Raw genomic sequence first — 19,983 nt, 5'->3', positions numbered from 1 at the left:
AATTTTGCGGACTTGTTTCATAGGCTAAAATTAAGATTATTTCTTAACTTAATGTGATGGCTAAGTTAGCATGTCCATATACTTACTTACGCTGTACTTATAAATTAAGACAGCATTATTAGTGGTTTATTCTCAATAGCTGACATACTATTTTTTTGAACAAAAAAACAATCAAAGTTTAGTTTTCTTTAACAATTATAATTTATTATATTAAAATTCAGTAACTTAGTACTAAATATTTAAAACTATAGTATTATGAATAGCGTAAAAAATTTAAACAAATGGGCGAATACGCACACTTATTTAACCGTGGATTTGGTACGAATAACACTTGGTGTATTTTTGTTTATGAAAGGAATCTCTTTTATAACGAACATCCAATATTTAAATGATCTAATATCTCCAATTGACAGGATTGGTGGCGGAATGTTCCTTATCCACTATATTGCTCCAGCACACATGGTAGGTGGTATAATGATTGCTTTTGGTTTACTGACAAGATGGGCTATAATAACACAACTTCCCATATTGGTAGGTGCTACTATAATAAATTTTATGGGAGCAATGCATTCCCAAAATTTACTATTGGCATTGCTAATATTAGGAGCTTGCATATTTTTCTTATTCTACGGAAGCGGGAAAAATTCAGCTGATTATTATTTTAAAATGCAGCAATAATTTAATAAAAAAACATTCCTTATTTTGATCAGAATCATTTTTTAGATAATAAAAAAACGCTTATAACAGGATTTATATAATCGGTTACAAGCGTTTTTTCTTTTTTTATGATTGATTTTTTAATGGAGGTTCAATAAACCTACTTTAGGCTTAGCTAGAGTCCTTTTAAGTAACTCTGGTAGATTGCATTTTTCTTATATTAATTTAAATATTCTTTTTAAATTGACTGTGAAAATTGTTATTTCACCTGTACAGTTTAAACCGGAATGGTTCTGGATTTATTTAAAAAACATGTTGTAACGCAAACCTTCCACTACATCAACATCCGAAACGCTACAAATTGTTTTAAGAAGCAAATACTTAAACATACGAATTGGGACTTTCTGCCATACGTCCATTATTGGTGCAGTATTTATTTAACAATTTGTCATAAATTAAGGGAAAATCTATTAAATCATTGATCTTTCTCAAAAAATTATTCTTTGGAATAATTAAATCATAGACAAAGAATGTTCACTGAAATGTGTTGATTACTGTTGTAGTAACATCTAAAAAAACTCTTATAATTAGAACTAAACATACCAAAAAAGAGGATAAATCCTAAGATTTACCCTCTTTTTATTTATCGATTTATTCGGAAAAAGACTTTTTCAGCGCCCTCGTTTAGGCGGATGTTTTTTTATTAAAAACAATTTAAATACTTTCTGTAATTTCTTTTCGCTTTATTTTTCCGTTTTGTGTTTCAGCGAATTTTGCAACAAACAAAACCTCTTTTGGTTTTTCATACTTATCCAAAACATCAAAAACAGTTTCAGCTATAATTTGTTGTTCCCCTTCAATAATCAATACTAATTTTTCTCCTAAAACAAGATCTTGTTTTGCAGTGACAAAAAATCTGGAATGAATCATAGTAGCTAATTTTTCCTCGATTTGCTCTGGAATTAATTTAATTCCTCCGCTGTTTATGATGTTGTCAATTCGACCTAAAAAAATAAATTGGTTCTCATTGATCAGTTCTACTATATCATTAGTAACAATTGCTTCGCTTGAAATTTTAGGTGCATTAATAACCAGACAATCTCTGTCGTCTTTAGCTATTTTTATATTAGGTAATACTGAAAAAGCCACCTCACCTATTTCCTTTGCCGCAATATGCGTGATGGTTTCCGTCATTCCATAAGTCTCATACACTTTGGTTTTCAATTTACAAAGTCCTTTTTCAAGAGTTTTATTCATTTTAGCTCCGCCAACAATCATTTTTTTGACATTCTTCAACATTGTCAATGAATTTTGAGCCTGTAAAGGCACCATGGCAACAAAATCATATTTAGTTTCATTGTTTAACAAAGGATTTGAACTTGGGGCAACAAAATCAATATCAAGACCCAAGATAAAACTTCTTACAAACATCATTTTTCCGGCTATATATTTAGTTGGCAAACAATGTAACGCTTTATTACCTGGTTGCAAATCAAAAAAATCACCGGTTGCAATGGCTGAATTTACCATGGCTTGTTTTTCTATTCGAATCACTTTTGGGATTCCAGTGGTGCCTGATGTATTCAATTCTAGATAGGATTTGTTGTCAAACCAATCTAGGATAAAATCACCCACAGCTTTTTCATATTCTTCCCCTTCTTTGATAAAACTATACGCTACTCTGCATAAATCGTTTCGATTTAGATGATAACCATTCATTTTAAATAGATTATGAACATTTTGATACGTAATTGTATTGACCATGATTGCGTTTTTTTTTATAAATTATTGAAACTGTTCTTTTACTAAATTTTTCCAGTTAATTTTTCTTTCCAATTTGTCCAGTTGTATTTTCTACTAAAGATAAATAAAAGTATCGGGTATATAAAAACAACCGGCACAATAACATCTAATCCCGCAGAGGGATCCGAAATATCCTTAAAAACAGAATGTGTCTGAAAGGCAGACCAATCCGAAGTGACCAGCAATGCACCCACTAAATTATTAGCTGCGTGAAATCCCAATGCGAGTTCCATACCCTCATCCATCAAGGTAATCATTCCAAGAAACAATCCGGTTCCTATATAATATACTAAAATAATAGGACCAATCTTAACTACTTCAGGGTTAAACCAATGCATTCCCCCAAAAATAACAGAAGTCATCAGCAACGGAAACCACTTGTTTTTAGCAAGGTTCGCAAATCCCTGCATCAAATAGCCTCTGAAAATATATTCTTCAGAACTAGTTTGTATCGGAATTAAAACAATACCGATGAGAACCAAAATAGCAAATGGAACAGGCTTAAAATTGATCACAAAATCACTTGGACTATAAAAATAAAATAACAATGTGGATACAACAGTAAATGCCGCCCAAATTAAAAAGGAAAATACGATTCTCTTCCAGTCTACTTTAACCCGTGAAGTAGTTACCGAAAGTAGCGTTTGATGATGCAAATAACGCACAACCAAAATAATACTTCCCATGAGAACCACAAATGAAATCAGGACTAAAAATAAGTTTAAATTGGGCTCAAAAAACTGCATTACGGCTTCATTATTTAAAGGATAAGGTTTTCCTTTAACTGTTGTTTCATAAATTAAAAGAATTATAAGTGGCAACTGACCCAAAGTTGAAGCAAAAATAAATATAAATGATCCCTTAATATATTTCCAAAACGTATTCTCTGATTTTAAACCCTGCGCTATAAACATCTATTTTAATTTAATTTTATACTTGATTAGTTTCACAAACGTTATTTTTGTTACCTCTAATCTAATGCTTTTAACAATTATTTAAAAACGACTAAATATGATACAAATATACCATAATTCACGTTGCGGAAAATCTAGAAATTGTCTTGCATTAATAGAAAAATCAGAAAAAGAGTTTGAAGTAATCAATTATCTGACAAGTCCGCCCACTTTTGAGCAATTGTCTGCAATTATAAAGAAACTAAATATAGCACCAATAGCATTGGTTCGTCAAAAAGAAAAAATTTGGATTGAAAATTTCAAAGGAACAACGATGAATGAGGAACAAATCATTCAAGCTATGCTATCAAATCCAATTCTGATAGAAAGACCCCTGGTTATCATGGGAAATAAAGCAATAATAGGAAGAGATTTAGAAAAAGTAGAGGCCTTTATTTCCTAAAATTCTTATTTTTTTAATTAACATTTTTTTATGATTTGTACTATTAAACCATCTCTTACTTTTACAATCTAACGACTGTAACCAAAGTTTTTTTAAAATGAAAAAAATGAAATCTGTTTTAATTCTAGTGCTTTTCTTTACTACACTATTTAGTTTTGCCCAACAAGCTCCCACCCAAAAAATTAAAATTTCCGGTAAAGTAATAGAAAAAATCAGCAAACAACCCTTAGAATATGCTACTATAACATTCCTGAATCCTAACAATCCAAAACCGGTTGCTGGAGGAATAACAAATCCAAAAGGAGAATTTGATATAGAAGTTATTCCAGGTGTTTACGATATTAATATTGAATTTATTTCTTTCAAAGTAAATGAAATTAAGCAAAAAAACCTTCAGGTTAACACCAGTTTAGGATTGATTAGTTTAGAGGAGGATGCAAATCAATTAAATGAGGTTATTATTCGATCTGAAAAAACTACTGTCGAAATCAAATTAGATAAAAAAGTATACAACGTAGGAAATGACCTGATGGTAAAAGGTGGAACTGTAAGCGATGTGTTAGACAACATTCCTTCTGTAGCGGTAGATATTGAAGGAAATATAAGTCTTCGTGGAAACGATAATGTTCGCGTTCTTATTGATGGCAGACCCTCAAATGCCATAAATATCGCGGAAGCCTTGCGATTGATTCCTGCGGATGCCATTGAAAAAGTAGAAGTGATCACTAACCCATCAGCACGATACGATGCGGAAGGTGGTGGTGGATTATTAAATATCATTTTGAAAAAAGGAAAAAACCGCGGTTTAAACGGAACATTTATTGGCTCGGCAGGTTATCCTGAAAATAATGGTTTGAGTGGTACATTAAATTATAAATCTGACAACTTTAATCTTTTCACTACTCAAGGATACAACAAGCGGAACAGTCCAGGAAACGCTCTTACAAATACCAATTATTTAAATGCGGACAACACTATCAACAATATTGTAAATGAAACCCGAGAAAATGACCGATTTAGTAAAGGGTACAATGGAAATTTTGGAATAGAATTGTTTTTAAACGAGACCACCGCATGGACCAATACATTCAATTACCGAAAAAATAACGGAGATAATCGGGATAATGTTTTTCAGAATTATTTTGAAGCAGACAATACTTTTGATTACACTCGCAACCGAATCAATTTAGAAAACAGTGATAGTGAAAATGTAGAATTTGCAACTAATTTTACTAAAAAATTCAAAAAAGAAGGACATAAATTAACCCTTGACGGTTCCTTTTCAACAAGTAAAGACCTCGAAATAGCAGTAATTACGGATAGAGCTACCAATACCGCTAAGGTAAAATTTGACAACACCCTCAACAACCAAAGTCAAAGTCGAAATTTACTACAGATGGATTATGTGTTGCCTATTGGCGAAGGAGGTCAGTTTGAGGCTGGATATCGTGGTGATTTTTCAGAATTACTCACGGATTATCAAGTTAAAAATGACGGCCTAATCAATAAAAACTTCACCAATACATTAGAATATAAGGAGAAAGTGAATGCTGTTTACACCCAATATGGAATGAAAATAAATAAATTTTCTGTCTTAGTAGGATTGCGTTTTGAGGATTCTAATATTAATATCAATCAATTGGCAACTAATGATTTTAATACTAAAAAATACAATAACTTTTTCCCAAGCGCCTTCTTTACTTATGAAATCTCCGATAAAAGCAGCGCTTCGGTAAGCTACAGCCGAAGAATACAAAGACCAAGAGGACGAATGTTGAATCCATTCAGCAACTTGTCTAGTAATATCAATATTTTTGTGGGAAATCCAGATTTAGATCCTGCTTTTTCAGATGCTATTGATTTTGGTTATATCAAAAGATGGGATAAACTTACCTTTAATACATCCCTATATGTAAATAAAACAACAGATGTTTTTCAATTTGCAAGAAGAGAATCCGGAGATTTCGTTAACGGCATACCAATAACAATCAGTTCACCAATTAATTTAGCTACAGAATATAGAGCAGGTTTTGAATTCACGTTAAATTATTCTCCGTACAAATGGTGGAAATTAAACGGGAATTTCAATTTCTTCAGAAACGAAACACAAGGAGATTTTGTTTATACTGATTTCAACAACAAAATAATTACACAAAATTTTGACAATATCGCAACATCATGGTTCACCAGAATCACCTCAAAAGTTTCGTTGCCGTACAAAATTGACTGGCAAACGAATGCGACTTATAATGGTGCAGAAAAAAGTGCTCAAGGAAATCGTCTAGGTGTTTTTAGTGCAAACTTAGCATTCAGTAAAGATATCATGAAAGACAAAGGAACGCTTTCGTTTAATATCAGCGATGTATTCAATTCCAGAAAAAGAATGATGGAAACAAACCTTCCCGGATTTGCAAACTCCTACGGTGAGATGCAATGGAGAGTCAGACAGTTTAGTTTGTCATTCACATATCGTTTTAACAAACCAAAAAACGAAAAAGAAAAACAGCCTAAAAAATTGCAAAATGATAACGAAGGAGATTATCAAGGATAATAAAGTAAGGACTCATGAAAATGGGTCTTTTTTTTTTATAAATCATCAGAGCTAATAAAATTGAAAAGTAAAAGCATAAAAAAAGGACTCCTTTTCAGAAGTCCTTTTTTTATTTAACAAACAGATTATACTGATTGTTCTTTCTTTGCTTTTCTTTCTTTATACATTTCCCATAATGCGCCGCCAATCCAATATTGAACGAAACCTACAAGAAAAAACATTAACCAAAATCCTATAGTAAGGATGGTTAAGAAAAGTAAAAAGCCTAAATACTGTGAAAATTCAAACATGTTTTCCGGAATTTTTGAATGTAGCCACAAATGTAAGTTTAATTCCTTTTCGTACCAATAAAAAACCATAAAAACTATCAATCAATTTTTATAAAAAAGGAATTATCCGTATTTTTGAACTCAGAATTTGGAGCTATTTCCCGCTGTACGCTCCAATCTTTTCTTTTTGAAAATAAAAAGAAAAGGATTTCCGTTGCCATCGGGGCTAAAAACGTAATAAACAACATAATTATTTTTAAATAACAACAAAATGAAATTCAGAATAGAAAAAGACACCATGGGTGAAGTGCAGGTTCCCGCTGACAAATACTGGGGTGCACAAACAGAACGTTCCAGGAACAACTTCAAAATAGGCCCATCAGCTTCCATGCCAAAAGAAATCGTGGAAGGTTTTGCATATCTTAAAAAAGCAGCGGCGTATGCCAATTGTGATTTAGGAGTTTTACCAGTCGAAAAAAGAGATGCCATTGCTGCGGTTTGTGATGAAATTCTAGCCGGAAAACTAGATGATGAATTCCCATTGGTAATTTGGCAAACGGGTTCTGGTACACAAAGTAATATGAACGTGAACGAAGTAGTTGCCAATCGTGCTCAAGTTCTTAAAGGATTCAACATTGGCGAAGGCGAACAATTCATCAAAGCCAATGATGATGTGAATAAATCCCAATCTTCAAATGACACCTTCCCTACCGGAATGCACATTGCAGCCTACAAAGCAGTAGTTGAAGTTACTATTCCCGGAGTTGAAAAATTAAGAGACACGCTTCATGCCAAAGCAGTTGAATTTAATACAGTAGTCAAAATAGGTCGGACACATTTAATGGATGCTACGCCACTAACATTAGGTCAGGAAATTTCAGGATATGTAGCACAATTGAACTACGGTTTGAAAGCGGTTAAAAATACATTGGCACACTTATCCGAAGTAGCTTTAGGAGGAACAGCCGTAGGAACAGGATTGAATACTCCTGATGGATACGATGTAAAAGTTGCCGAATACATCGCTGAATTTACCGGACATCCATTTGTAACTGCCGAAAATAAATTTGAAGCACTTGCCGCACACGATGCCATTGTAGAAACGCACGGTGCCCTCAAGCAACTGGCCGTTTCATTGAATAAAATTGCCAATGACGTCCGTATGCTGGCTTCTGGACCACGCTCCGGAATTGGAGAAATCCTTATTCCTGAAAATGAGCCGGGATCTTCCATCATGCCAGGAAAAGTAAACCCAACACAATGTGAAGCATTGACAATGGTTTGCGCACAAGTGATGGGTAATGATGTTGCCATCTCTGTGGGAGGAATGCAAGGTCATTATGAATTGAATGTTTTCAAACCTTTGATGGCTGCAAATTTCTTGCAATCAGCCAGATTACTTGGTGATGCTTGTATGTCTTTTGACGAACATTGTGCACAAGGAATTGCACCTAACTACAAACGTATTCAAGAATTAGTTGACAACTCATTGATGTTAGTTACGGCTTTGAATACTAAAATTGGGTATTACAAATCAGCTGAAATTGCACAAACTGCACATAAAAACGGAACAACTCTCAAAGAAGAAGCTGTTCGTCTAGGCTACGTAACTCCAGAAGATTTTGATGCTTGGGTTAAACCCGAAGATATGGTGGGAAGCCTTAAATAATTAATTATCAATGTTGAATTTTTAATTATTAAGCTGTAAATTAGAAACCCTGCAATGTAACGTTGCAGGGTTTCTTTGTATCTATTTATATTCTAAATAGCAAAATTTAAAAATTGATCTTTGCTTACATGGCTTATCTGATTATTTTTTTTCATCATATAAGTCAATTAAGTTTCTTTATGCTTTGAGAAAGAATGTCTTATAGTTTTTATTTCTTATTAATTGTATCCATAACTTCTTTCATGATTCGAATGCTTTTCAATTTGTCTTCATGATCAAAAATTGGGCTTGTAATCATCAATTCATCAATTTGCGTATATTCGATAAATTGTTTCAATTCTGTTTCTAATTTCTTTTTGCTTCCTACAAACGAACAAGCAGTCATTTGATTCACATGAAAATGTTCTTCTTCACGCATAATCCCATCTAGCGAATCAACAGGCGGTTGCAATTGTTTTCTATCATTCCGAATCAAGTTCAAAAACATTTGAGTCAAACTGGTTGATAATTTTTCCGCTTCTTCATCCGTATCAGCAGCTATGGCGTTTACACAAGCCATAGTTTTGGGTGCTTCTAAAAATTGGGAAGGTTTGAAATTTTCTCGATAAAACTCAAATGCCTGATGCATTAGTTTTGGCGCAAAATGACCGGCAAAGGCATACGGCAAACCATTGGCAGCAGCCAAAGCAGCACTATCCATACTGGAACCTAAAATCCAAATGGGAACATTCGTTCCTTCGGCAGGAAAAGCACGCACTTTGGCTATAGCATTATCTTTAGAGAAAAATTCTTGCAGTGCGGCAACATTTTGAGGAAATCGCTGCGATTGCTCAAAGAAATCTTTCCGAATCGCTTGTGCGGTTAATCCATCTGTTCCCGGCGCTCTTCCTAATCCTAAATCAATCCTGTTTGGGAACAATATTTCTAAGGTTCCAAACTGTTCCGCTATAATTAACGGAGCATGATTGGGCAACATTATTCCGCCGGAACCTACCCGGATATTCTGAGTCTGGCTGGCAATATAACCAATCAGAACAACCGTTGCTGTACTGGCTACATTAGCCATATTATGATGTTCGGCTAGCCAAAAACGGTCGTACTCTAAACTGTCTGCCAGTTGTGCCAGTGCTGTTGTTTTTTTAAATGTTTCGTTTGCATCGCTATCTTGAGTAATTAATGCTAACTCTAATATGGAAATTGGAATCTTTTTAGTCATTATAAATTTCTGATTTTATACAAAAATAATCATTTTCGGTCGAGCCAAAAATTGTCTGGTGTTAATTGATTTATAATATTATAAAACCAAAAAAAAAACATGTCTAAAAACTTTTAATAAAAAAAACCGGCAACGTTGTATTCAGGGCTTTTGGATTCATAAGAAAAAAGATTTATTTTCCATCAACATAATTTTGTAAATAACTAAATCGTGGAGTCAGTTTTCCTTTTTCAGTTATTTTGGCTCTTTGCAAAATTCCATCTTTATCTCCATTGAAAAATGCAGGAATTACATGTTCCATGAACATTTCTCCAAATCCTTCACTGGCATCTTTTGGCAATTCACACGGCAAATTATCAACTGCCATAACCACAATTGCCGCAGGATGAAACACATCCACTTCTTTATCTTCATTTGGCACATACCCATAGAGAGGTTCAGCAATTGTTGATGATCTGAGGGTGCAGGCTATTGGCCCATTCACATCACAAGAAACATCTGCCACTACTTTGATCTTGCAATCATTGGATTGAAGCATTTCTCGGGTCAAAATTACCGGAGCCTCATTGGCATGAAAATGTCCTGTTATATAGATATCAGACACTTTTGTAAATCTTTCGAAATCAGAAACATATTCTTTTGGATTGTGATAAAAATCAATAAAATCTAAAACCTGCCCGTCTTTTCTTTTGTTATATTCTAAGACATCTATTTGAGTATAAACAGGCTGCGAATAGTTTTTAGTTAAATAATTCTCCACCGAAACTTCCTTTATTTTTATAGCATCCAAAATTTCTTTGGCTCCGTTTCCCACTTTTCCTGTTCCTGTAATAACAAATTTTAAAGGCGGTAATACTAATCGTTTTAAATGAGCTATTAAGGCTTCTTTACCGGATAATGTTTCTGCTTTTGGCAATTTGAACAATTCAAATTTTATTCCAAAAGCACGAATACTGTTGTATGCCCCTACTATCCCTGCATAACGACCAAAACCAATTAACCTGCGATTGTTAGCATCTACAATTGTTTCATAATCGTACAAATCGATATTTTTTTCTAAAACAGCCTGCAATAATTTTTTGTTATAGGGCTGTTCTTTTATGGTATGCGAAAAAAAGAAATAGGTTTTGTTAGGAATCAAATTTTTTACCGGTACTTCTTTTACCCCAAACAAAACATCACAATCACTGATATCATCAGTCAATTCGATGCCTTGATTTTCATATTGAGAGTCGGTAAAAACTCTAATATCAGAGTATTCTACCTTTACCATACACTCTTGATACTGTTGTTTCAGCTTTGTTAATTCATTAGGTGAGAAAACAACTCTTCTGTCCGGCGGATTTTTCCGTTCTTTTAAAATTCCAAATTTCATACGTTTTGAATGCTTTTGATTTAGTTTAATATAACTTTATATCGTTTATTTGTTACAAATATAACAATTTAAACGAATTTGAATTTATTTTAAAATTAAAATCTGCAGGCAGTACACTCCTAGTCACTGAAGTACAAAATGATACAAAAATGAGTACCCTGTCTACTGATAAAATAGTGTTAAGGTTTAGAAAAAATAACAAACAAAAAGGCTTTGATTCTATATATTTGCCTTTCCAGCACCACAGAAATGAATTTTATAAAAAAAACAAAGATACTACATATATACCTCCTCTTTTTGATTTTGAGCTCCTGCGCCAAGGAGAAAAAGAAAGTTGAATTAAGTGATGCCCAACTTCCAAAGAGTACATTGCCTAAAATGAAGCCGTTAACAAACCTAGAGCCCAAACTTACCGCGGAATATGTCGATTCAAAAAGAAAAGAAATAGACTCTTTTTACAAAAAAAATTGGCCCAATAACAGCGCAAATGGAAGTTTTCTGGTTGCTAAAAACGGTCAAATTATTTATGAAAAATATGAAGGGTATGCAAATTTCAAAGATAAAACAGTCATTACTAAATCTACGCCGCTGCACATTGCATCTGTCAGCAAGGTTATTACGGCAACGGCTATTTTAAAATTAGTAAACGCAAAAAGAATCGAATTGGATCAAAAGGTAAATACAATCCTGAAGGAATTTCCTTATCCCGAAATTACGATAAAAACATTATTGAATCACAGAAGCGGCATGCGTAATTACGCCTATTTTACAGATCGAGACAAAACGATATGGGACCGACACAACATACTTTCCAATCAAGACATACTGACGATCATGGCTACAAAAGACATTGGTTTAGAATTCAAAACCGATACCCGTTTTAGTTACTGCAATACCAATTATGCCATGTTAGCACTAATAATTGAAAAAATCACAAAACTTCCCTATAAAGAGGCTATGAAACAAATTATTTTCAAGCCACTTAATATGAAAAATACGTATGTTTTTGATTATGAAAGAGATAAAGATACTGCCGTTACATCCTACAAAGGAAACAAAGTCGAGATAGGAAAAGATTACCTGGATGCCGTTTATGGAGATAAAAATATCTATTCTACACCACGTGATTTATTAAAGTTTGACAGAGCCAGAAATAGCGCTGCTTTTTTAACACCTGAACTACAAAGTCAGGTATATAAAGGCTACAGTAATGAACGCAAAGGAACAAAAAATTATGGTTTGGGGATTCGAATGGTCAATTGGGAAACGGGACAAAATTTTTATTTCCACAACGGCTGGTGGCATGGAAATACTTCAGCCTATATTACTTTGAGAAAAGAAGGAGTTACTATTATAGCACTTTCTAATAAATTTACACGAAAAACGTATAATGTACGAAAATTAGCTGTCTTATTTGGCGACTATCCATTCAAATTAAGAGATGAATAAAAAAAAGAATGATTTTAGAATAGTGATACTAGATTTGCAATAGTAATCCCAATAAAAAGTGTAAATTTGCAAACTTAAAATTCAGGATTGGAATTTTAAACAAAAAGGGGTCGACTGGTTTTGACAGCAAGTCGAATTGATAAGTAAGCACGTCGAGCATTGAGACCTTGCTCGTAAATATAAGATCTTACCATTTTACACGGCGAAAATAACTACGCTTTAGCTGCATAATCCGAATTATAGTACGATTAAGCCACGTTCCTATCAGATAGGAAAGCTGGATTCTCCTTGAAAGCCTTGGTTTGTGGCGTTCAGTTTAGGAGAACCGTAAAAATAAACCTAGATTTCCATGAGCTTCGGGTGGATTTCAAAATTAAGAAGATAAGTATCGTGTGGCTGTTTCTGGCCTAGCACAGTATCGAAAACTCAATCAGAAAATAAACGCGTAGAAAGCTTTTTAGTTGCTTGTTTGGACCCGAGTTCGATTCTCGGCGACTCCACAGAAAGCCTTGTAATCATTTGATTTGCAAGGCTTTATTTTTTTAGTTGCCACTTTCGTTGCTTTTTACCTTGTTAATAAGTATTTTTAAGTAATAAAATTTCTCTGAACTACTCCCAGAAAAAACTTAACTTTTCTAACTTTTCTAACTAAACACAAAAAACCCTTCATTTCTGAAAGGTTCTTTCTAACACTAATATAAGTCTGACAAACTTATTTCTTTACTGAATTTATAATTCTTCTATTAAATCCAGTCTTCTTCATATTCTATTGAATTATGTTTTTTAAAATTCTCTTTTACCTTCTTTTTTTGTTGGTCGTTGTTTGGAACATTTTCCAAAGTCGATTGGCTTTTAATCCATATTTTCAATGCTATAATATTTGCTTTTTTCATTTATTAAATTTTAATTTTATTAATCAAAGACAGTAAAGCCAAAATCCTTTATACTGATTTCATCGTTAGGAACGTCTAAAAATAGCGGTCTATCTTGCACGTTTGGATATTTATAATAAAAGTCTTCAATAATATTTACCAATTCCGTTTTGTTGTACTCTTTACATATCCAAACTTTTAAAGTTGCTCTGAGAATTTCGTTAATATCGTTTTTACTCAATTCATTGTTAAGTATAAAATCCTTTAGTTCTTGTATGTTTGCTATTGTCATTTTAATACTTTGCTTCAAGTTCAGGATTAATACTAGCACCCAGATTTATTATTATTGGATTAAATTCGCTTTCGTTTCCAATGGTTAATTCTGTCGCCTTCAAAGTAGGAACTACAAATTTTGCTAATTCTAAAAGTATCTTTATCCTGTCTTTAGGTTCTAATAAATCAATGTCACTTTGAATTTTATCAAAATTATTTTCTAATAACAAAGAGAATTTTTCTCTTACTTCTGCGGTGTTCTGGTTGGGCGTTCCAGTGGTTCGCCCTCCATATTTAGTTCTTTTCATCATATCTACTATTAACTACTTTAGTTTAAAATTTGCTTCTTAAAATTTGTTTATTTGTCATTATTCTATAAGTTCCAAGTACTGGATGAACACCGATTGTGAGCAAATCCCAAACATTTGAAATTTGTTTCCTTCCGTACTCGTTCAAAAACCCAAATTCTTCTGCTTCATTAAATAAAGAAACAAGTCCTTCTGCTATTAGTAAACTTTTATTTTGTTTTTCATTTTCAGTATAATAAGAAAACATTTCATTTGCCTTTTCAATTTCTTCTTCTGGCACTTCATAAAATCCTTTGTCATTTAATTTGAAATTATTATATAACCATTTGCCAGAATTTACATTGTAAGATTGATATGAATTTTCAATTTCTCCCATTCCCATTGCATCCAGATTAAACTTTTCATCCGCTTCTTTAAATGGATATTTCTTTTTTAAGGTTTCTTTGATAAATCCAATTCCGTTAACTTTTAATTGTTCTTTTTGTTCATTGTTAAATTTTGTTCTCATTATTCTTTCAGTTGAAAGTATAAATAAATTTAATGCTTCTTTGCCCTCTTCCATTTGTTTAATGGTAGCGTTTATTCCTTCTTCATTTTTGTATAAAAATACTTTTTGAAATTCTTTTACTTTTGTCATTGTTTTGTAAATTATATGTTTGTTATTTTAAATTTTTCTTGTAAATAGTAATCGGCTAAATCTCCTTTGTCTTGTATTTCTGGATTGTCTTCTGTAATTCGTGAAACAATTATTTTAAATTCCTTCCATTCATTTGCGTACTGATTCCAGATTGAAAAAGCTTTTCCTTTATCTGGATGAAGTATTATTTTTAAGTCCTTTAAAGGCTCTAATTTGCCCTTATTTAAGAAGGTTAAACCGCCAGAAGCTAACCATATAAATTCTGGTTTTACTATTGTCATTATGAATGCGGTCTTTTCCGATTCCACTATATGAATTGATTTTTCGCTTCTGTCTTTTATTTGATGCAATCCAAAAAGGCAAAAGTCATTTGTCCAGTTTTCAATCTTATGTATCGAGTGCATCCAGTTTACAATTCCGTTTCCTTCCTTGTTTCTCCTTCTGTTTCCGTTTTCATCATAAGCCATTACTTTGATTCCTGTAATGTTTTCCTTCTCGTTTATGTATGGATAACAAATTGATCTATTGTAAAAGTCATTTGTCGAAAATATCATTAATTTCAGTTCAGCATCGAATATTTGTTTTCTTGTAAAAAACCCCTCCAGATACTCACTAAAATTATTATTGTCATCATACTTAAAAGTAACATTATCCAGAAACTCCATTGAATGAAAACTTCCTTCTGGCTTTGCTTTTTTTGGTTCTGGTACATAGTGTAAAAAATCACTTTTAACGCCTTTAAATGAATGTAATTGAATTACGGTGTTACAGTGTTGACAAGTTGCCAAACCTCGTTCCCAGTTAGTCATTAAGCATCTTTGCTTTTGGTTTCTTGTGCTTCTGGTATGTGAACAAATAGGGCAAAGGTTGTATTTCTTGTTTTCATCCAGTTTGTACTGATTGTATGTTTCTATTATGTATTTATCGGTGTTCATATTATTAAATATTTCTTATATATTAATCCTTTGTACTCCCTTACCTTACCCCTATATATAGGGGGTTAAGGTAGTAAGGCACTATGTAGTACCTTATATATGATACCTTAAGGCACTAAGACGCTGTTAAACTCTCCTAACTTATAAGGCTTTAATTTTGCTTCTTGAGTAAGCCAATTATTATTTTTACAATCAGTTATCAGTTTTTCAGTAGCACTTTTCCCAATCTCTTTTTTGAATTGACTTTTGTAAGCAAGTTGTATTTGAGTTTGTAATAAACTGTAACTAAATTCTGCGCCCTTACTAAATACTTCGGTTAATAATTGGTATTTTTTATAGTCTTCTAAATCTGTAATATCAAACTTGTCTTTTTTAGTAGCTACACGTATCTCGAAATTTTCTGCAATTACTGGAATACCTTCTTCATTAATTTCAAAGCCAAACGGATCAAAATCCATATTTCTGCAAGCCTCAGCATTAACTATACTAATTTCTTTGTCTGTTTCGGCTTTGGTAACAGAAATTACAGTTTCGGACTTGTTCATTAATTCTGTACCAATGTGACCCCGTGCGTTTGTATCTGATTTATTTTGATGTAACACCGTAACAATTGAAATAGTAAGTTCCTCAGTCCATTTCAAGAATTTTGAAACAATCATTGTTGCCTGTTCCTCATCATTTATTGAAGTGATTAAATCTTTTGCACCATCAATAAAAACGATTCCGATATTTGGAGTATTGTAAATTGCGTATTCAATAATTTGCAATCTTTCAGATGGTGCATATTTTCGCAATCCGTAAACCTTCAAATTAGTAGGCTCTTTAATCCCTATCATTTTGCACACACGTAATAAAGCGAGTTGTACGTGGTATTTTGATTGTTCAGTATCGAATAGTAGTATTGTTCTTTTATCGTTTGGTAGATGGCTTGTAAATAGGTTAAAGACAAAGTCTTTTGATATTGCAACTGCTATTGCAACAGAAATAAGAAACGATTTTCTACTTTTTGCTTTTCCTATTACTGTCAAAACGTTTCCAAGAGTGCTAACAATACTATCAGCAATTTTCAAGGCAACAACAGGCGGTTCTAATTTGTCAGTTACTCTTATTTCAGAAAGTAAAAGTTCGCCTTTTGCTTCAAAAGGAAGTTTTAGCTCTTTGATTTCTTCGTTTAATGCTTCAAATCCTGCATCAATACTATAATTTTTTGTAAATTCGCCTTGTTCTAAACTAATAGAATTAAGGCTTTGGGTGGTTGGTACACTCATTAGCCTTTTTTTATCGTTTATATTTAAGGGATTTTACTTCTTCAAGTCCTTTGGCAAATTGGGTTTGCTCTATGAATAGTCTTCTTCCTATTCTTTTGGCTTGAATTTTTCCTTCTTTTATCCAGTTCCGAACCGTTAATTCAGATACTCCAGATATTGAAGCCAAAGACTTTACTGAATGAAGTTTATTTTCAGTTTCTTTGGGTTTGTGTTTGATGTCAAGTAACAAATTTTCAATGTTACTTAATCGGGTTTCGATCGATTCAAATGGATTGCTCATTTTATATCAGTTTTATATTATTAACTGATACAAATTTACGATGTACTTATGCTTAACTATTTGATTTACAGTTGTATGAACTTGTATACAAGTAATTACAAGTCATACAAGTTATTTTATTTTACTCTATATTTGGTTATCAATGGATTAAGTTTACTCTGAACTGTAGTAATATTTTTAGCATAATAATTTTGTTCATCTTTAGTATGTTTATATAAATCATTTAATGCGGTTTGGGATCCAATATCTCTATTGAAGTAATCCTTTATACTCCTAAAAAAGGGTGCGAATTGCGTAAAAGAAAATATTCCGTCATTTTTCAAAAGTTCAATCATAATTTTAAAATCAATACCAAATTCAATATTAAAAGAATTCTTTAAATCATTTGCAAATCCTTCTTTGTTTTCAATCGTAATGTAGTCTAAAAAAGTTTTTTCTACTTTTTGAAGTTTAATTTCTTTAGGTAAATTATGATTATATTTACTCTTTAAAAACTCTTCAATTTTTGAAAAGTCCAAGTACATATTAATACAGAAATATAAAATTTCTCTTTGTGAAAACTCATTAACTTTTTCCTGTATCAATATTGATTTTTTGATTTCAGATATTGAATTGTTATTTTTATAAGTGAATATGAAATTTGTAATTTCGCTTGAATTTTGATTTTTGTCTTTAATTTCAAATTGATTTTTATACATTTCCAAATTATGCAAATCCAGTTCGTAAAAATCAAAAATACTTTCAATCCATTCTATTAATCCGTTTACGCTTTTAAGTTCCCAGATAATGTGATTATTAATATCTCTTTGATTGTTAATTAATGAAGTGTTACTTTCATTGTACACTAATTCAATCTTTGATTTTATGAATTTCTTTAAATCCAAACTAAAAACTTTCTTTTCATAGTTTTCCGTATTTAATTCAAATAGCCAAGACTTTAAATACATTCTAAGTTCAGTTTTAATGCTTTCGTTTGTGAGTTCTCCAAAAGGTATCCCTATGATTCCAAATCCCATATTTTTTGTAATTAGTTAGAAAAGTTAAGTTTTTTCTGGGTGCTAAATGTAAATTAATTTTCTCCTACAATCTTTAAAGGAATATCAATATTAAAGACTTCATCCATTGCTTCCTTCTTTTCTGGTTCGCTTATTTGGTAATATTGATTTAATGTCTTCATATCAGTATGACCAGTAATAGAAGCTATTAGTTTATCACTTTTGCCCTGTCTTTTCATCATTGTTATAAATGTCCTTCTAGCGGTATGGGTGCTAATCCTGTCTTTAAAAAGCATTTCAACTTTGATATTCTCTTTTCCTTTAGTAGTAACTTTTTGTACCTTTTCAGTATATTCTAATTCAGCAAATACTTCTTTGATATAGGTGTTTTGCTTCTGGTTTGCAATCAATGGAAGGTTATAGTCATATTTTAGTAAAATGTATCTTGAAAGGCTTGTTAATGGTATTTCTCTGGCTTCTTTGGTTTCATCCTTTTCTTCCTTTAGGATAATATAACTATCAGTAACATTACTTCTGGTTATAAGTGAAAGTTCGCCAAATCTCATTCCAGTAACACAAGCAAAAACAAAAACATCCCTTACTTTTTCAAGTCTTTTACTTTCAAACTCGTGCTTCATTAATTTGTTAAGGTCTTCAATGGTTAATGCAATTTGATTAGTAATAACTCTATCTACTTTCTTAAAATCAATAAAGGCATCATTGTAAGTAAATTTCTTTTTTTTAGCCCAAAACATAAAAGTTTTAAAAAGTCCTAAATTTCTCGAATAAGTGTTATTTATGTGCTTCAATTCATCCATGCAATAACAAGTAAATTCCCGATGAAAGGATTCATCAATTTTACTAAAGGTCAAAGGATATTTCTTTTCTTTCTCAAACTTTTTAAGAATGTTTTTAATATTGTTATATCTTAAAATTGTAGCATTTGACCATTCCTTTGCTTTTGTTTTGTCTGCTGTAAATTCATCATAAGCATCAAAAAAAATGTTCTTGCCAGAAGGTGTGATTTTAAACTCTTCATCAAATACTTTTCTTAAAGTTTTTGAAGTGAAATCCTCATTTATTCTTTTATACAAACTTTCAGTTTCCAGCATCAAATCTGAATATCTATTTAATTGCATTTTAATACTTTCAGCAAACTTTGCCTTTTTATTTCCGTTTGTGTATAGAAACTTGCTTACTGCATCCCAATTATTAGGATTAATTTTTTCGCCAGTAGAAAATATGAATTTCTTGTTTTCATCTTTGAAGAAACAAGAAAATAAAATCAATGTTTCTTTTTGTGAATTTGGTTCTTTGAGTTTGAAGGTGTATTTCATATCGTTGCCATTTTAGTTGCCATTTTTGTTATAATGCATTATAAAAACATAATGATAACAAATATAAGGATTGTTTATTAACAAGGCTTTAGAGCCACTAAACAGTTATTAACATATAAATAAGTGATAAAATTAACAATAGTCGGCGACTCCACTGGATGGGATGATTGAAAAATCATCCCTTTTTTTATTATATAAAAACAAACCTTTTTCCTTCATTAATAGGTGATTACGAGACAATAAATCAATCATTGTAGGTGTTCGATAGATACCATCCTGATAGTATAAGTTGCTGTCGAACACCCGTTTTACAAATTCTCTCTTTTGGGTAATAGTATCTCGATTATATATTGATTTTAAATCAACAAGTAAATCCAAGTTTTTTTGTAAAATTGTAAGTGTATGTTTATCTACTTGGCTTAGACGAGCAATAGAATTTTTGCAAGATGTGATTGCAGTACTACACTTAACGCTGAATTGTTGTATGGTCAACCTGAACTCCCCTCATTTTCATTATTTCCTCAACATCACGATAGCTTAACTTAAATCAAAGTTTGAAATATACAGCTTGAAGAATAATAGATTGTGGATAGCAGTGACCTTTGATATTCATGGATCGAATGATTTAAAAGCGCTAAAGATAAAAAATTATTTTAGATTAGACAGAACTAAATAGAGTTATGTAAAACATATTGCATGAATTTTCAATAAAAATATATGCAATTAAATAATA

General features: G+C 31.9%; 20 protein-coding genes, 1 other RNA gene and 1 pseudogene. 7 read left to right on the top strand and 15 right to left on the bottom strand.

Features of this window, described 5'->3' with window-relative positions; genetic code table 11:
* The first annotated feature begins 255 nt into the window (after positions 1-255).
* Positions 256-678 (top strand): DoxX family protein, encoded by a 423-nt coding sequence (locus EKL95_RS14020; RefSeq protein WP_126463356.1) that lies wholly within the window; start codon positions 256-258, stop codon positions 676-678.
* 281 nt (positions 679-959) lie between these two features.
* Here the strand turns inward: EKL95_RS14020 and EKL95_RS14015 are convergent.
* The 3 genes and pseudogenes from EKL95_RS14015 to EKL95_RS14005 form a co-directional block, all read right to left on the bottom strand.
* A pseudogene (locus EKL95_RS14015) lies at positions 960-1,170 on the bottom strand (transposase); the annotation flags it as partial.
* A gap of 201 nt (positions 1,171-1,371) precedes the next feature.
* On the bottom strand, positions 1,372-2,421 hold the full coding sequence (locus EKL95_RS14010; protein WP_126555500.1) for an AMP-binding protein: 1,050 nt from the start codon (positions 2,419-2,421) through the stop codon (positions 1,372-1,374).
* Between the two features lie 41 nt (positions 2,422-2,462).
* A complete protein-coding gene (locus EKL95_RS14005; protein ID WP_126564461.1) occupies positions 2,463-3,374 on the bottom strand; it encodes a CPBP family intramembrane glutamic endopeptidase in 912 nt (303 codons plus the stop codon).
* A gap of 97 nt (positions 3,375-3,471) precedes the next feature.
* On the opposite strand from EKL95_RS14005, the gene EKL95_RS14000 reads away from it, so the two are divergent.
* Together EKL95_RS14000 and EKL95_RS13995 are read left to right on the top strand one after the other, a co-directional pair.
* A complete protein-coding gene (locus EKL95_RS14000) occupies positions 3,472-3,816 on the top strand; it encodes an arsenate reductase family protein (protein ID WP_126463362.1) in 345 nt (114 codons plus the stop codon).
* A 106-nt stretch (positions 3,817-3,922) separates the two neighbouring features.
* The gene (locus EKL95_RS13995; RefSeq protein ID WP_317125169.1) at positions 3,923-6,367 is read left to right on the top strand and encodes an outer membrane beta-barrel family protein; all 2,445 of its coding nucleotides are present in this window, start codon (positions 3,923-3,925) and stop codon (positions 6,365-6,367) included.
* 125 nt (positions 6,368-6,492) lie between these two features.
* On the opposite strand, the gene EKL95_RS13990 is transcribed toward EKL95_RS13995, so the two are convergent.
* Positions 6,493-6,657 (bottom strand): hypothetical protein, encoded by a 165-nt coding sequence (locus EKL95_RS13990; RefSeq protein WP_091170588.1) that lies wholly within the window; start codon positions 6,655-6,657, stop codon positions 6,493-6,495.
* A 250-nt stretch (positions 6,658-6,907) separates the two neighbouring features.
* Here EKL95_RS13990 and fumC point away from each other — a divergent pair, with 250 nt between their 5' ends.
* Complete coding sequence (gene fumC, locus EKL95_RS13985; RefSeq protein ID WP_126463367.1) at positions 6,908-8,305, top strand: class II fumarate hydratase; 1,398 nt, start codon at positions 6,908-6,910, stop codon at positions 8,303-8,305.
* A 208-nt stretch (positions 8,306-8,513) separates the two neighbouring features.
* Here fumC and EKL95_RS13980 read toward each other — a convergent pair whose 3' ends face one another.
* Positions 8,514-9,521, bottom strand: a complete 1,008-nt coding sequence (locus tag EKL95_RS13980; protein ID WP_126463369.1) for an LLM class flavin-dependent oxidoreductase — start codon at positions 9,519-9,521, stop codon at positions 8,514-8,516.
* A gap of 172 nt (positions 9,522-9,693) precedes the next feature.
* Entirely contained in the window at positions 9,694-10,896 is a 1,203-nt protein-coding gene (locus tag EKL95_RS13975) for an NAD(P)-dependent oxidoreductase (protein WP_126564460.1), read from the bottom strand.
* 149 nt (positions 10,897-11,045) lie between these two features.
* Between EKL95_RS13975 and EKL95_RS15070 the strand changes: the two genes are divergently transcribed.
* The 3 genes from EKL95_RS15070 to ssrA all read left to right on the top strand — a co-directional run bounded on the left by EKL95_RS15070 (position 11,046) and on the right by ssrA (position 12,848).
* Positions 11,046-11,234, top strand: a complete 189-nt coding sequence (locus tag EKL95_RS15070; protein ID WP_197037256.1) for a hypothetical protein — start codon at positions 11,046-11,048, stop codon at positions 11,232-11,234.
* Entirely contained in the window at positions 11,146-12,345 is a 1,200-nt protein-coding gene (locus EKL95_RS13970) for a serine hydrolase domain-containing protein (protein ID WP_126555487.1), read from the top strand. Before EKL95_RS15070 ends, EKL95_RS13970 begins: the two co-directional genes overlap by 89 nt.
* 106 nt (positions 12,346-12,451) lie before the next feature.
* Positions 12,452-12,848: a transfer-messenger RNA gene (gene ssrA / locus EKL95_RS13965) on the top strand.
* A 240-nt stretch (positions 12,849-13,088) separates the two neighbouring features.
* Here the strand turns inward: ssrA and EKL95_RS14975 are convergent.
* The 9 genes from EKL95_RS14975 to EKL95_RS13925 form a co-directional block, all read right to left on the bottom strand.
* A complete protein-coding gene (locus EKL95_RS14975) occupies positions 13,089-13,238 on the bottom strand; it encodes a hypothetical protein (protein ID WP_158614867.1) in 150 nt (49 codons plus the stop codon).
* Between the two features lie 19 nt (positions 13,239-13,257).
* The gene (locus tag EKL95_RS13960; protein ID WP_126564459.1) at positions 13,258-13,509 is read right to left on the bottom strand and encodes a hypothetical protein; all 252 of its coding nucleotides are present in this window, start codon (positions 13,507-13,509) and stop codon (positions 13,258-13,260) included.
* Position 13,510: 1 nt separating this feature from the next.
* Positions 13,511-13,798, bottom strand: a complete 288-nt coding sequence (locus EKL95_RS13955; RefSeq protein WP_126740620.1) for a hypothetical protein — start codon at positions 13,796-13,798, stop codon at positions 13,511-13,513.
* Positions 13,799-13,823: 25 nt separating this feature from the next.
* Positions 13,824-14,435: a hypothetical protein gene (locus EKL95_RS13950; RefSeq protein ID WP_126564457.1), complete on the bottom strand. Its 612-nt coding sequence runs from the start codon at positions 14,433-14,435 to the stop codon at positions 13,824-13,826.
* Between the two features lie 11 nt (positions 14,436-14,446).
* The gene (locus tag EKL95_RS13945) at positions 14,447-15,370 is read right to left on the bottom strand and encodes a DUF6371 domain-containing protein (RefSeq protein WP_126564456.1); all 924 of its coding nucleotides are present in this window, start codon (positions 15,368-15,370) and stop codon (positions 14,447-14,449) included.
* Between the two features lie 107 nt (positions 15,371-15,477).
* On the bottom strand, positions 15,478-16,638 hold the full coding sequence (locus EKL95_RS13940) for an AAA family ATPase (protein WP_126564455.1): 1,161 nt from the start codon (positions 16,636-16,638) through the stop codon (positions 15,478-15,480).
* Positions 16,639-16,648: 10 nt separating this feature from the next.
* Positions 16,649-16,918, bottom strand: a complete 270-nt coding sequence (locus EKL95_RS13935) for a helix-turn-helix domain-containing protein (protein WP_126564454.1) — start codon at positions 16,916-16,918, stop codon at positions 16,649-16,651.
* 116 nt (positions 16,919-17,034) lie between these two features.
* A complete protein-coding gene (locus EKL95_RS13930) occupies positions 17,035-17,934 on the bottom strand; it encodes a hypothetical protein (protein ID WP_126564453.1) in 900 nt (299 codons plus the stop codon).
* A gap of 53 nt (positions 17,935-17,987) precedes the next feature.
* Complete coding sequence (locus EKL95_RS13925; RefSeq protein ID WP_126564452.1) at positions 17,988-19,250, bottom strand: tyrosine-type recombinase/integrase; 1,263 nt, start codon at positions 19,248-19,250, stop codon at positions 17,988-17,990.
* Positions 19,251-19,983: the final 733 nt, after the last annotated feature.

The organism is Flavobacterium sp. LB2P53 (assembly GCF_003970305.1).
In the GTDB taxonomy this organism is placed as follows: domain Bacteria; phylum Bacteroidota; class Bacteroidia; order Flavobacteriales; family Flavobacteriaceae; genus Flavobacterium.
Note: the sequence above shows the minus strand (reverse complement) of the source record. Positions and strands in the feature narration are given on the sequence as shown.